Origin of the sequence: Nitrosarchaeum sp. (assembly GCF_025699065.1) — an archaeon.
Taxonomy (GTDB): Archaea; Thermoproteota; Nitrososphaeria; order Nitrososphaerales; family Nitrosopumilaceae; genus Nitrosarchaeum.
In genome coordinates, this window is the sequence record NZ_JAILWF010000010.1 from 1 (window position 1) to 13,199 (window position 13,199).

Here is a 13,199-nt window from a genome sequence, read left to right on the forward strand (position 1 = left end):
GAAAGCAGAAGAAAAAGCAGAAAAGAAGGCAGAGAAAGCAGAAGAAAAAGCAGAAAAGAAGGCAGAGAAAGCAGAAGAAAAAGCAGAAAAGAAGGCAGAGAAAGCAGAAGAAAAAGCAGAAAAGAAGTCATTTAAACAAATTATTGATGAATTAAAAGAAGAAAATCCGGGAAAATCTTTGACTAAAATACTAATCCAACTTAAAGAAGAAAATCCTGGAAAGTCATTGAAGGAAATTCAAGATATTCTAATTGAACACTATTCCTAGAAATTTATTAATAAAAAAATTATTTTTTATTGAATAATTGAAATTGGATTATCAAATTCTGTATCTAAAGAAATTCTTTGGCCATTTTGAAATGATGCAAACTCTTTATCAGAAACTATCACTAGTGGAATATTTGACAATGCACACCCACTTGCAACTGTAAGATCAGCTTTTTGACAAATCATTGCAATAGGGGCTGTATTATTTGATTTAATTGAATAGATTGTATACGCACCTACACTACTACCTACTCCTGATGGAAACACTAGAATTGAATTTTTAATTGATTTATTAAATAATTCATGATTTTTATCACTAATAATTCCTGTATTCTTATCTACTGTTCCTAAAAAATTAATTGGCATATTTGATTTTACTACGATTCCTTCAGCTTTACCTTTAACAAGAATTTTCAATTCGTTTCATCTTCAATTATTTGTGACAGTGATTTTAGATTTACATCTACACCATTTGAATTTTTTAGATAAAACGCTCCTTTGATACTATTTGTAGTTACAGCATCTATATCATTTTTGGTAATAAGTGGAGTTAAACATGTACAACAATCCGAAAGAATTTCACATCCTGCACGTTCTAATTCATTTGTATATCCTATCTTTCTTGCTTGCTCCTTGACAGTTCTTGGACAGAAAATCATGCATCTTTTTGTAAAGGATCTACCTTTTAACTTACCAACAAGATCAGATATTTCTTCTAAACCTAATTGAGGACTACCCAATGTAATTAAATCGCCTTTTTCAGATGTGTTTAACTCATCATGAATATTTTGCATTTCCTTTTCATCAAAATCCACTTTTTCACAATTAGCATCTCCATCTCCAAAAAGAAACTTGGCGCAAGTTCCAGAAGTTCCCATTCCTCCACACATTGCTTTACACTGTCTTTTATCCATCTCTCCAAGACCTGAAATATTTACAGAAGTATCTCCAACTTTTCCCGCAAAAAATCCAAGCATACCATATGTTAACTCGTTTGGATTTTTTACTTTCATTCTTATAGTAATATTAGGAGTATCATCTTTTCGTAGTGAAGAGTATGGACTTTTTCCTGTAATTGCACTAGCAAGTGCACTAAATGCACTTTCTTTGTTTGTCTTAAGATTGTCATATGAGTTTGCATGAATTGCAGCATTACTTTCTGCAAACGCTACTTGAGTTCCTTCTTTTGGAATATCAAAAATTTCATATGGAATACACGAAAAGGAAGGAGTAACACCCATTGTTTCATAAGAATTTTTAATTGATAATTGTTTTGAAATGAAATTTTTATCTAAATTGTAATTTTCAACATTGTCAATATCAAATCCCATAGGGTTCAAAGTTGTTTTTACTTTAACCCTTGCATTCTTACTTATGCTTGAGAGAAATTCCTCACCTGCATCTCCAATTGTATTGTAGTTGACTCCTGATAGATGTGCCCACTCTATTGGTACTAGTTTTTCTGCATCAACTGCTTCCCCTGTAGCTACTAAAATTCTATATGCCATTTGCATAATTTCACCTTGTTCACCTTTTAGAGCAGACTCTTCCTCTCGAGTTAATTCCACACGACATATTGATTATTACAGATATAATACTTGTACGTAGAATATTGTATGAACATGGAAAAAATTCTTCAGGGAATGATATCTACTATGAATTCTGTAAAACCACCAAGAATGACTGCTTTGCGAGAATTACATGAGGCCGAAACAGGAAATTTTAGTATTTTGATTGGAACAATATTGTCTGCACGAACAAAGGACGAAACTACCACTAAAGCAGTAAAGATGCTATTTTCAAAGTACAAAACTCCAAAGGATCTAGCTAATGCCAAAGTAAAAGATATTGAAAAAATAATTAAATCCATCGGATTTTATCATGTGAAATCCAAAAGAATCATCGAAGTCTCAAAAATTATAGATTCAAAGTATAATGGAGTAGTTCCTGATAACCTTGATGAATTAATCCAACTTCCTGGAGTAGGAAGAAAAACAGCAAACTGCGTATTAGTATATGCATTTGACAAACCTGCAATTCCTGTTGATATTCATGTACATAGAATATCTAATAGATTGGGATTAGTAAATACAAAATCTCCTGAGGAAACAGAACTAGAATTAATGAAAAAAATTCCAAAAAAATACTGGATTAAAATTAATGATACTTTTGTAATGTATGGACAAAATATATGCAAACCTATTAATCCAATGTGTAGCGTTTGTAAAATTAAAAAAAATTGTAGGTACTATAAAGAGAATAATATTTAAAAATAAAAGAAAAAGATTGGGTTTTAAAAATTCAATCTTATCCTACAGTGATTGTCCATTTTACAGACAAGCTATCTCCACTTGACACAGTAATTCCTGTATCAGAGTTTAGATCTTGTACTGAAAACATGCTAGCTGTTCCTAGGGATGAACATGCTCCATTTCCAGCTATTGCTGCATTAGGTCCATTAAAGATACCTGATTGCATAATTGGACCTGTTGCATTACCAGCACCAAAATTAAATGGTGCACTGCTTGTATCTAAGGTTACAATTGTTCCAGTTCCAGTAACTGCTGGTGTAAAACTAGGTACAACTCTTTTTCTTGCCATTTCGCCATCAACTGTAGTACTTGCACAACTACCTGCAGAAGTTGTTTCAAGTGCAGTTAATGTATTAACTGGTAAACCAGTTTCAGTTCGGTTTCCAATAGCAATGAATTGGAATTCATTATTTCCTCCTGGACATACAGTACTGGTAGAGTTTTCAAATACATGACGAGCAACACAATCTTTACCTCCAATTACTACGATATTATCGCCTTGAAGATACTGTTTGATTGCGCCTGATTCATCTAGCACTTTGTACTCAACATGACCTAACATGTCAAAACCTGCTTGTGTTTGTGGAGCAGCTGAAACCATCATTGAGGTTGCAGATACGCCACTTAGACTAATTGCTCCCAGGCCTATTCCGAATATGCCTGCAAACAACACGATCGTTTTTAATCTATTCATTAAGGTACCATGTGTTTAACTATATTATTAGTTGCTTGGCAAAAAATGCTCACTAGATGATCCAATTTGGTATATTTACGGTGTTTTGAGACCAATAGATTCAGATAACTCTATTGTGATATTTTTGCCAGTTTGAGGTACTTCAATAGGTTCTATTTCTTTATCATCTTCTGTTATTTGCTCATTATTGTTTGTTGATGATACTGTGATCCCAATACCAATTATGACAATTCCAACAATAATTCCAATGATGACAGATTTATTCACAAAAACATTATTTCATACATGTCTATAAACATGCCTAAAAATATAGCTTGATTTTTTATATTTCTTCGTAATTAATTCAGCAATGAAGTTTAACAAATTATTTTATTTTTTGATTATGTCATTGATAGTTTTACCAATTCTTCAAATCTATGCATCTACTGATCCAATACTTATTACATATTCTTCAAATATACAAAATGTAGTCTTTGATGGTAAATGGACAAACCAAATAGAGTGGAAGGCATCAAGTGATAACATGTTTTCATATGATAATGATGAAACAGTAATACATTTACGAACTGCTCATCATGAAAATTTTATCTATGTGTTTGTTGATCCAATCACTGATCATACCTTAGATTATAAAATGGATAAATCTATAATTTGTTTTGATGGAAAAAATAATAAAAATATGGTTCCAGATAAAGATGATTATTGTTTTTCAGTTCTACTTGGAGAAAAACAAGGAAAAATTCAACAAGGTCTTGATGATTCAAAATATAAAGTTACAAATAATTCTGAATTTATTGCAATAAGCTCTGTTTCAGATGAGAATGATCGATATACAAAGATTCCACATCCAAGCTATGAATTTAAAATTCCAATTGAATTACTAAATCGTTCTGATAACTATGGATTCTACCTTTCAGTTTATGATGCAAGTTTGGATAAATATTATTCATGGCCTAAAAATTCAACACAACAAAATTCATCAGATATTCCACTTCCATCGCAGTGGGGTGATATTGTCTCCCCTGACAAATCGCTTCCAGAATTGAATCTACCAATTCTAATATTTACTGCATCAATTTTTACAATTATTCTAATACAACTAAAAATCAAGACTAGAATTTTTGATTCTTTCAAATTTTGACATATTCAATGTCTACTTATTTTTTTAAATAATTAATTATTTGATTAAAATAAAATAAAAAGTGACAATCGTCTTTCCAAACTTCTAATATGTAGAAGTTGAAGATTGAGACGATAGTCCAGTTGAAGTTGGTACAGATGGGAATTTGTCTCCAATCTGTTGCTCTGCTACTGCAGATGCTTCTTGAAGGATTCTTTCGGTTTCCTCACTTGAAGCGCCAGTCTCCATGCTAAATGAGTCTCCTGCCAAGGAGTCCATCATTAGACCATTGAGTGTCTGTGTCATGGAATTCAATTCTGAGTCTGCTTCAGGCATGAATCTTCCTAGTGATGACTTCAATCCCTTCATTGTTGACATCGCTGGGCCGATTGCTACCATAGCATCGCCTAGATCATGAATAGTTGTCAGTCTTAATTGGACTTGTTCCAATGACATTCTTGCATTGCCGAGCATCTTTGTAACCTTACGAATTTCAGCTAATTCGTTTGACAAAACTCTGCTTGTACTGGTATCATGTTGCTGCATTGCAGTCACGACTCTTTGGAAGAGTTGCGCGTCTCTTTCACGGAGTTTTCCAAGCATCGAGTCCATTTTTGATATCTGGACTTGTAGTTTGTTTACTGCCGTTTGGATTCGTGGTTTTAATGCACCTTGAGGTTTTATAGTCTCACGGAGTTTATCGGTTACACCTGGTGTCTCTTGTCGAGCCCAAGTTTTATCGAAGTTTGGCATGTCAGGTGATTTAGAAGTTAGCTCTTAATGGACAGAGTAAATTTAGATAAACATTAGAGTAAATTTAGCTAACAAACTAATTCTAGGTAAAGATTTAACAAATTATGGTTAGAATTGTAGTTTTTGATTCTGGATTAGGCTCGTTATCAATAATTACTGCAATACAAAAAATCTGTAAATCAGAGATTATCTACTTTGCAGACCAGAAAAATTTTCCTTATGGGAAAAAATCTAAAAAAGAATTAGAATTGATAATTAAAAAAACTTTGAATCTCTTAGAAGAAAAATTTTTCCCAGATCTAATTGTAATGGCATCAAATACACCAAGTTTAATGGTAAAAACTAAAAATAAAAAAATAATCAAAGTATATCCTCCTCTTAGAGAAGCTATGAATCTTTCTAAGACAAAAAATATTGCACTATTCGGAACAAAAACTGTTGTTGCAAGTAAGAGCTTATCAATTTATATAAAAAAATTTAATTTTCCTAAAGATAGTAAAATTTACAAAATAAATTCTTCATTGCTTGTTAATCTTGTAGAATCAAATAAATTTATCACAAATAAATCAATTAGTAGAAAAATCATCAAAAAAACTCTTAATAACATTTTAAAAAACAAAATAGATGTAGCTACTTTATCAAGCACTCACTTATCTTTTTTAAAACCATTGTTAGAGTTGGAATTTCCAAAAGTAACGTTTGTTGATCCTTCCGATATAGTAGCACATAAAGTACTTGTAAATATTAAAAACAATAACTCCAAGAAAAATACAATTAAGATTTTTACATCTGGAAATGTAAAACAATTCCAAAATAATTTAATTAAACTTGGGATAAGGAATAAAGTTAATTTTTTGTCTACTTGACTTTAGCCTTTCTATATCCGTGACTAAACTTTTTATCATATAATTTTGAATACTCGTAGGTTTTAGGATCAATTACATCGCTAATAATTACAATTGCTGTTCTTGTTATTTTTTCATCTCTTACTTTTTTTACAATATCCTCAAGTGTTCCTTTGATAATTTTTTGATCATCCCAACTTGCTCTATAAATTACAGCAACAGGCGTTGATTTTTTATATCCGCCTGCAATTGATTCTTTTACAATATTTGAAAGCAAATGAACACTAAGATAAAAAATCAAAGTTGCTTTGTGTTTTGCAAGCTCTGAAATTTTTTCTCGTTTTGGAACTTTTGTTCTAGACTCTGCTCTTGTAACAATAATTGTTTGAGTTACTCCTGGAAGTGTTAATTGCGTTCCAAGTGCAGCAGCTGATGCTAAAAATGCAGTAATGCCTGGAATGACTATTGACTCAATTCCTTTTTGTTCTAAATTATCTATTTGTTCCTTGATTGCTCCATAAATTGATGGATCACCATCATGTAATCTGACAACTAGCTTGTTGTTCTTTGAGTTATTGTAAAGTAGATCAAAAATTTCTTCTCTTACTAACCCAGATGCATCATGTAATTTGCCTTTTTTACATAATTTAAGAATTGGAGGAGGAATTAGTGAACCAGAATAAACTACAATGTCTGCTTTTTGAATTAATTTTTTGGCTTTAACAGTTATTAATTCTGGATCTCCTGGACCGCATCCAACAAAATATACCCTAGACACGTTTTACCACCAAAATCGAAAAATATTTTGTAGTTAATGTTCCATCATTAACTTCACCCAATGTTAATTTTCTAATAATTTCGTTTTCTGTTCCTAGATCTTGTCCAATTGCAAAAATAGAATTATCTGGAAAACCAGATTCTTTTAACAAATCAATCACTTTGTCAAAATATCTTCCATCTTTTAAAAAAACCATTGTTTCAGAATTTTTTGCAATTTCTTTTACTGTACTTAAATCATAACATGATGGAATAATTGCAACTTTTTCTGAACCCTCTGCAATACTTATTCCAACTTTTGCAGCAAATGTAAACATAGAAACAATTCCAGGAATGACACTGATTTTTATTTCTGGATGATTCAATTCAATATCTTTATGCATGTAAATCCAAGTGCTGTATAGATATGGATCTCCAATTGTAAGATAAACAACATTTTTTCCTGTTAAAACTTTTTCTGCCATGATCTTTGCATTTTTTTTCCAAGTTGCTTCAAGCACATCTTTATCTTTAGTCATTGGAAAGATCAATTTTACTATCTCTTGGTTTTTTGATTTATCAATTAATGATGATACTATAGATAATGCTATGCTTGGTCTATCTTCACCTGATGCAGGACACATTATAGTGTCGGCATTTTGAATTGCTTTAGCTGCCTTTACCGTAAGCAGTTCAGGATCTCCAGGACCTACTCCTATTCCAATTAATTCAGGCATAAAAATTCTAGTTTTATCCCCAATTAAAAATCTAGATTAAACTTTAGTTGCAGAAATTATTGTAACTGGATTTCTAGCAAGCATCATTGTACCTGTTGAGGTCTTTCTACTCTTAGAAATAGTTATTTGAGTCAAATCTATTGAATTAAATTTTAACTTCTCAATAATTTGTAAGACTGAATACAATGTCTCTATTAATATTACTCCAATTACTATTCTTCCACCAGATTTTAGTTTGTCTTGACATATCTTTACGATATCTTCTGTATCTCCACCAGTTCCTCCTATGAATATTGCATCAGCTTGTTCTAATTCAATGATCTTTTCTTTTGCATTTCCAAGAATTACAGAAATATTTGTTAATCCAAACTTTTCAACATTTCTTTTTGTTAATTCAATTGCACTAGGATCATAATCTATTGCAATTACTTTTCCTGATTCAATTTGAATAGCTGCTTCAATTGATATAGAGCCACTCCCACATCCAATATCATATACAGTATATCCAGGACAAAGTCTTGCCTTACTAATTTGTACAACTCTTACCTCTTCTTTTGTAATAGGTACATTTTCTGTACGCTCAAAGAATTCATCTGGAATTCCAGGTGTTTTATAATTCCACATAAACCAAACCTAGCATTTTTTATGAAATTGGAATAATGCCTGTTGTAACACTGCCAGCATGTACAATAGTATATGTCAGAATCCAAACAAATAGGTATAAGAAAATATAACTTCCTATTCCCTGTGTTACAATTTTTTTTCTATCAGATGATGGTAATTGCATGTTCATTGACTTTGCAATAAATATAGTTACAATAAACACGATGATCATAAATGCAATTGATGCCCATCTTCTCTCTTCTCCTTGAATATCTTCAAAGATAAAAGTTGCAATAGTACCAGCAATTACTGCACAAGCAACTCTTAACCAAAATAATCTGTTTAATTTCTTGTCTTTTTCACTTTTTTCTTCTTGATTTATGGTAGGTTCTGATGCTGAAGCATCATTTGATTCTGTCTCTGGGATCTTGTTATTTTCCTCATTAGTTGACTCTTTTTTAGAGTCTTTAGGATCAGGGGTTGGTGCAGATTTCTTTTTTTTAAATTTTGCCAAGTAAATTTCTAGGTTGACTTCATTAAGCCTTGTTTAAAATCTTTGGTCATAAAACGAGCATAAAAGAGAGTAAGAGTATAATTTCAGATATTGAATAGATTATTGTGACTCTTGCAGGAATAGAACTTCGGTATTTAGTAAATCAAATCTCAGACGCAACACAGGACTACTATGTCAGTAACATCTATGGTGTAACAAAAGATAGTATATTGTTCAAACTTCATCATACTGAAAAACCAGATCTTTTTATGATGTTATCTACATCTGGTGTTTGGCTAACCACTGTTAAAATTGATCAGATGGAACCAAATAGATTGCTAAAACGATTACGAAGTGATCTTTTACGATTAAAAATAAAAAAAATAGAACAAATAGCATCAGAACGAATTGCCTATTTTACATTTGCAGGATTTGATAAGGAATATGTAATCGTAGCAGAATTTTTTGGCGAAGGAAATATCTTACTATGTAACAATGAAATGAAAATACTTGCATTACAACATTCTATTGATGTAAGACATAGAAAGCTTGGTGTTGGTTTGGTATATACCCCACCACCTCTAAATGGTTTAGATGTAATTAAAGTAACAGAGAATGACTTTGAAGAATTAAAGACATCTGATTTAGCTGCTGCAAAATGGCTTGGACGTACATTAGGATTACCAAAAAAATATGTTGAAGGAATATTTGAAATGTCTAATGTTGATTCAAAATGCATTGGAACTAATTTAACCGCTGAACAAATAAAAAAACTATATGATACAACAAAAAATATTGTTACAAATGTTGTTACTGGTAAACATGAACCAGTAATTATTAGAGATGAAAAAACTGAAATCATTCCTGTTAGATTAGGAAACTTGGATAACAAATGTACTGTTGTTAACAGCTTTATTGAAGGATTAGATACTGTTTTTACAGAAAATATTGTAGAGGTTGGTAAATCAATTCAAGCTGGTGGTTCTGATAAAAAAATAAAAGAACTCGAAACTCAGCTTTCTGAACAAGAAAAAGCAATTGATACAGTAAAAGAAAAATCAAGTCATATAACTAATACTGCTAATTCGCTTTTTGAAATGATTTCAAAAGGTATTACATCAATTGAAGATATACGAGCTCAGGAAATTTTATCAGCTCACAATGCAAAATTGATTAAAGAAAAAGGTATAACGCTTATCTTAATTGATGATGAAAAAATAAAGATAAATACACAGTCATCATTGCAATCAATTGCATCCATATTATTTAATGAAGCAAAACGTAAATCTGCTGCAATAAAATCAATTGAACAGATTAAAATCAATACACAAAAGAAATTATCAAAGATACAAAATAAAGCTGAAACTGAAAAAGATTCAGTTTCGTTTACAGAGATTAGAAAGAAAAATTGGTATGAAAGATACCGATGGTTCTTTACATCTGATGGGATTCTTGCCATAGGTGGTAGAGATGCGCCTTCAAACTCTGCTGTAGTAAGAAAACATTTAGAAAAAAACGATAAAATATTTCATGGTGATATTTTTGGTTCACCTTTTTTTATTCTAAAGAATGCTGACAATCCACCTACAGCTAGTTTAAACGAAGTTGCTCATGCAACTGTTTGTTTTAGCAGAGCATGGAGAGAAGGTATGTATGGTGTTAGTGCATTTTGGGTAAATCCAGAACAAGTAAAAAAATCAGCACCCAGTGGACAATTTCTACCAAAAGGATCTTTTACAATAGAAGGACAACGAAATTTTGTAAAGATATCTACTCTCAAATTAGCTGTTGGAATAATTCCACAAGGAGATGATTATGTTTTGACTAGTGGACCGCCTGACACAATTAAAAAAAATTCTATTTGTTATGTGATAATTGAGCCACATGGATTGGAAATGGTAGACGCTGCAAAAAAAATTAGATTAGAGTTTTTAAAATTAGAAGAAGAGATTACAAAGAAAATAAACATTGATGATTTTGTTCGCGTACTTCCAGCAGGAGCAAGTCAGATTACAGAAATAGGATTAGGGGATGCTGCTTAACACAGAAAACACTCCTTTGTTTTTTGTAGATGCAATGTTAGGAAATATTGCTAGAAAACTAAGACTATTAGGCTATGACACTACATATTTTCCAGATATTGATGATACAAAATTAATTGATACAGCAATTAAAGAAAAAAGAATAATCATTTCAAAAGATAATGAACTAATTTTACAAGCACAAAAATATAATCTACAAATAATTCATATCACTAAACAAAAGCAGATTGAGCAATTTTTTGAAATAACTAATAAAGTACACTTGAAAAATTTTAAAATAAATGGAAATGTAGCACGATGTACAAAATGTAATTCACTAACAGAACCAATTGATAAAAATAATTACAAAGAAAAGATACCGCTAGGAGTTTTTAATTTAAATGAAAACTATTGGAGATGTAAAAGTTGTGAGAAGATCTATTGGGAAGGTACACATATTAAAAATTTGTAAGTATTTGTAGGTAAGATCAATGAAAGATTATAATAATTTATCAAAAGAAGATGGTAAACTTCTTGTAAGTACGGCAAGAAAAATTGTTACTGAATATATTAAAAATAATACAAAACTAAAACTTGAAAATGAATTTAAAAATAATTTTTCATTTAAATCTGGAGTATTTGTAACATTAAATAATAAACAAGGATTACGTGGTTGCATAGGTTATCCCTTACCAAATAAATTATTGTATGATGCATTATATGATGCAGCAATTTCTGCTGCAACAAAAGATCCAAGATTTCCTCCTGTTAAAGATAAAGATCTAAATTCAATAATATTTGAAGTAACTGTATTAACTTCACCAAAAAAAATTATTGTAAATAACCCTGATGAATATTTATCAAAGATCAAAGTAGGAAGAGATGGTTTAATTGTCAAGAATGGATATCATTCTGGATTACTTTTACCACAAGTTCCAGTTGATTACAATTGGAATGAAAAAGAATTTCTTGAACACACTTGCGAAAAAGCTGGACTATCAAAAGATTCATGGAAAGATCCAACAACTATCATTGAATCATTTGAAGGAATTATTTTCAAAGAATATCATAATTAATTATACAATAATAAAAAATATTTCAATTATTTAATTATGTTTTAAAATACAACTAACATTATTCCAAATAATAATTTTTTAAATTATGATGATCCTGAAAATTAAACACATGAAATTTACTCAAATAATTCTCTTGTAAATTATTTTAAAAAATTAAGATCTTAAATTTTATATGAATTATTTTTTGTTTTATTTCTGATAAAACTTGGATAAAATACATGATCCAAAAAGGAACTAGAAATTAACCCAATTTCCATACTGGAATCGTTTCTAGTATCACACTTCCAGCCTCTTTATTGTTTTTCCCAAAGTAATTTTGTTTGGTGTAGAAGAAGATGAGGTGGATACATTAGACTATCCTATAGATAGTACTATTGATTTTTTCAATCCCCTAGACAACAGTCTACACCAAATTTTTGCAAATCAATTTCTACACCAAGATATTTTTGCAACTTTTTGTGTTGGGGGATTTTTTTAATTGAAGTCAATTTTATCTCTCTTCATAATTGCATTTTTGATCACTTCAAGCATTCCATTTGGATTTGCTGATCATCATATTGACATCACCGTTCCAGATAATTCAGAATCTTCATCAACACAATCTAAAATCATTTCAGTTTCTTTGGATGAAAACATTGGTCTTGAATCTAACAAACCAGCTGATGATAAATCAATTGAATCTGCAAATGTTATTGATGAACAAGATTCTTTTACAAAATTTGTATTTTTTTCTGAAAGCTTGGATATTAAATCATCTTTAGTAGAAAATCAAATTTATTTGAAACCATTTGTAGTACAACCACAAACAAACATTGATAGAATTTCTCAAATTGACAAACTAAAGGATAGAAAAAAGAATTCAATGTTGGAATTATTTTTAGATGATGACTTTAATTCACAACCATTTGATATACAATTGCAATCATTTAATTTAGAAAATCTTTTTAATATATTCAATTTTGAGTCATTTTTAGAATTCTCTGATCAAAATAACCTACTTGATGAATTTTCTACGTTAAATAATCCTCTATCTGTTGAATATGAAAATAATTTTTCTTTTAATTTTGAAAATCTTTTTAACTTAACAGTTTCTGAAACTGAATCTCAATTTGTTTTAATTCTTTTTGTTCCTTTTGTTGTATTTTTATTTTTATATTTTGAAGATTTTGAATTTAAAATTAGAAAACTTCGTCAACCATTATCTTTTGTTTTTGCATTACTTATCTTATCAACACTTGTAATTACTCCATATACAATTTCATCATCTTATTGGCCAATGGCTTATGCCGAGATTTCTGATAATACAACTGCCTCAGCAGACACTTCATCTTCTTCTACACCAGCTGAAGACAATGTTGCTGAGGCTACAACCTCATCTAATGTTACAAATTACACTAATACAACTGCCTCAGCAGACACTTCATCTTCTTCTACACCAGCTGAAGACAATGTTGCTGAGGCTACAACCTCATCTAATGTTACAAATTACACTAATACAACTGCCTCAGCAGACACTTCATCT

16 protein-coding genes and 1 pseudogene are annotated in these 13,199 nt (G+C 30.5%); 8 read left to right on the forward strand and 9 right to left on the reverse strand.

Translation table 11 applies throughout. From position 1 onward, the window contains the following. A partial coding sequence (locus K5782_RS09625; protein ID WP_297466080.1) for a hypothetical protein occupies positions 1–268 on the forward strand: 268 nt, incomplete at its 5' end. Between the two features lie 26 nt (positions 269–294). On the opposite strand, the gene K5782_RS09630 is transcribed toward K5782_RS09625, so the two are convergent. Next, complete coding sequence (locus tag K5782_RS09630; protein ID WP_297466081.1) at positions 295–684, reverse strand: DUF126 domain-containing protein; 390 nt, start codon at positions 682–684, stop codon at positions 295–297. Beyond that, positions 681–1,835 (reverse strand): aconitase X catalytic domain-containing protein, encoded by a 1,155-nt coding sequence (locus K5782_RS09635; protein ID WP_297466082.1) that lies wholly within the window; start codon positions 1,833–1,835, stop codon positions 681–683. Before K5782_RS09635 ends, K5782_RS09630 begins: the two co-directional genes overlap by 4 nt. A gap of 48 nt (positions 1,836–1,883) precedes the next feature. On the opposite strand from K5782_RS09635, the gene nth reads away from it, so the two are divergent. Continuing rightward, complete coding sequence (gene nth, locus K5782_RS09640; protein ID WP_297466083.1) at positions 1,884–2,537, forward strand: endonuclease III; 654 nt, start codon at positions 1,884–1,886, stop codon at positions 2,535–2,537. A gap of 37 nt (positions 2,538–2,574) precedes the next feature. On the opposite strand, the gene K5782_RS09645 is transcribed toward nth, so the two are convergent. Further along, positions 2,575–3,273 (reverse strand): hypothetical protein, encoded by a 699-nt coding sequence (locus K5782_RS09645; RefSeq protein ID WP_297466085.1) that lies wholly within the window; start codon positions 3,271–3,273, stop codon positions 2,575–2,577. 75 nt (positions 3,274–3,348) lie between these two features. Continuing rightward, the gene (locus tag K5782_RS09650) at positions 3,349–3,540 is read right to left on the reverse strand and encodes a hypothetical protein (RefSeq protein ID WP_297466086.1); all 192 of its coding nucleotides are present in this window, start codon (positions 3,538–3,540) and stop codon (positions 3,349–3,351) included. An 82-nt stretch (positions 3,541–3,622) separates the two neighbouring features. On the opposite strand from K5782_RS09650, the gene K5782_RS09655 reads away from it, so the two are divergent. Further along, positions 3,623–4,414 carry a hypothetical protein gene (locus K5782_RS09655; protein ID WP_297466087.1) on the forward strand — a complete coding sequence of 264 codons (792 nt, stop codon included), beginning with the start codon at positions 3,623–3,625 and terminating at the stop codon, positions 4,412–4,414. Between the two features lie 84 nt (positions 4,415–4,498). On the opposite strand, the gene K5782_RS09660 is transcribed toward K5782_RS09655, so the two are convergent. Next, a complete protein-coding gene (locus tag K5782_RS09660) occupies positions 4,499–5,146 on the reverse strand; it encodes a Snf7 family protein (protein WP_048110206.1) in 648 nt (215 codons plus the stop codon). 104 nt (positions 5,147–5,250) lie between these two features. Here K5782_RS09660 and K5782_RS09665 point away from each other — a divergent pair, with 104 nt between their 5' ends. Continuing rightward, the gene (locus K5782_RS09665) at positions 5,251–6,012 is read left to right on the forward strand and encodes a glutamate racemase (RefSeq protein WP_297466088.1); all 762 of its coding nucleotides are present in this window, start codon (positions 5,251–5,253) and stop codon (positions 6,010–6,012) included. On the opposite strand, the gene cobM is transcribed toward K5782_RS09665, so the two are convergent. Genes cobM through K5782_RS09685 form a run of 4 tightly spaced genes read right to left on the reverse strand, consistent with a single transcriptional unit; the run spans position 6,005 to position 8,601 of the window. After that, positions 6,005–6,769 (reverse strand): precorrin-4 C(11)-methyltransferase, encoded by a 765-nt coding sequence (gene cobM, locus K5782_RS09670; RefSeq protein ID WP_297466089.1) that lies wholly within the window; start codon positions 6,767–6,769, stop codon positions 6,005–6,007. The two genes, K5782_RS09665 and cobM, sit on opposite strands and share 8 nt — an antisense overlap. After that, complete coding sequence (cobI, locus tag K5782_RS09675) at positions 6,762–7,484, reverse strand: precorrin-2 C(20)-methyltransferase (RefSeq protein ID WP_297466090.1); 723 nt, start codon at positions 7,482–7,484, stop codon at positions 6,762–6,764. Before cobI ends, cobM begins: the two co-directional genes overlap by 8 nt. 36 nt (positions 7,485–7,520) lie before the next feature. Further along, positions 7,521–8,108, reverse strand: coding sequence for a precorrin-6Y C5,15-methyltransferase (decarboxylating) subunit CbiT (cbiT, locus tag K5782_RS09680; protein WP_297466091.1), 588 nt, complete (start codon positions 8,106–8,108; stop codon positions 7,521–7,523). 19 nt (positions 8,109–8,127) lie between these two features. Then, positions 8,128–8,601, reverse strand: a complete 474-nt coding sequence (locus tag K5782_RS09685) for a hypothetical protein (protein ID WP_297466092.1) — start codon at positions 8,599–8,601, stop codon at positions 8,128–8,130. 104 nt (positions 8,602–8,705) lie between these two features. Here K5782_RS09685 and rqcH point away from each other — a divergent pair, with 104 nt between their 5' ends. From rqcH to K5782_RS09705, 4 genes and pseudogenes are all read left to right on the forward strand, one after another. After that, the gene (gene rqcH / locus K5782_RS09690; protein ID WP_297466093.1) at positions 8,706–10,622 is read left to right on the forward strand and encodes a ribosome rescue protein RqcH; all 1,917 of its coding nucleotides are present in this window, start codon (positions 8,706–8,708) and stop codon (positions 10,620–10,622) included. Next, positions 10,612–11,073: a Mut7-C RNAse domain-containing protein gene (locus K5782_RS09695; RefSeq protein WP_297466094.1), complete on the forward strand. Its 462-nt coding sequence runs from the start codon at positions 10,612–10,614 to the stop codon at positions 11,071–11,073. The genes rqcH and K5782_RS09695 overlap by 11 nt, the downstream gene beginning before the upstream one ends. Positions 11,074–11,092: 19 nt before the next feature. Next, positions 11,093–11,677 carry a TIGR00296 family protein gene (locus tag K5782_RS09700; RefSeq protein ID WP_297466095.1) on the forward strand — a complete coding sequence of 195 codons (585 nt, stop codon included), beginning with the start codon at positions 11,093–11,095 and terminating at the stop codon, positions 11,675–11,677. A gap of 478 nt (positions 11,678–12,155) precedes the next feature. After that, positions 12,156–13,199, forward strand: a pseudogene (locus K5782_RS09705) (hypothetical protein); the annotation flags it as partial.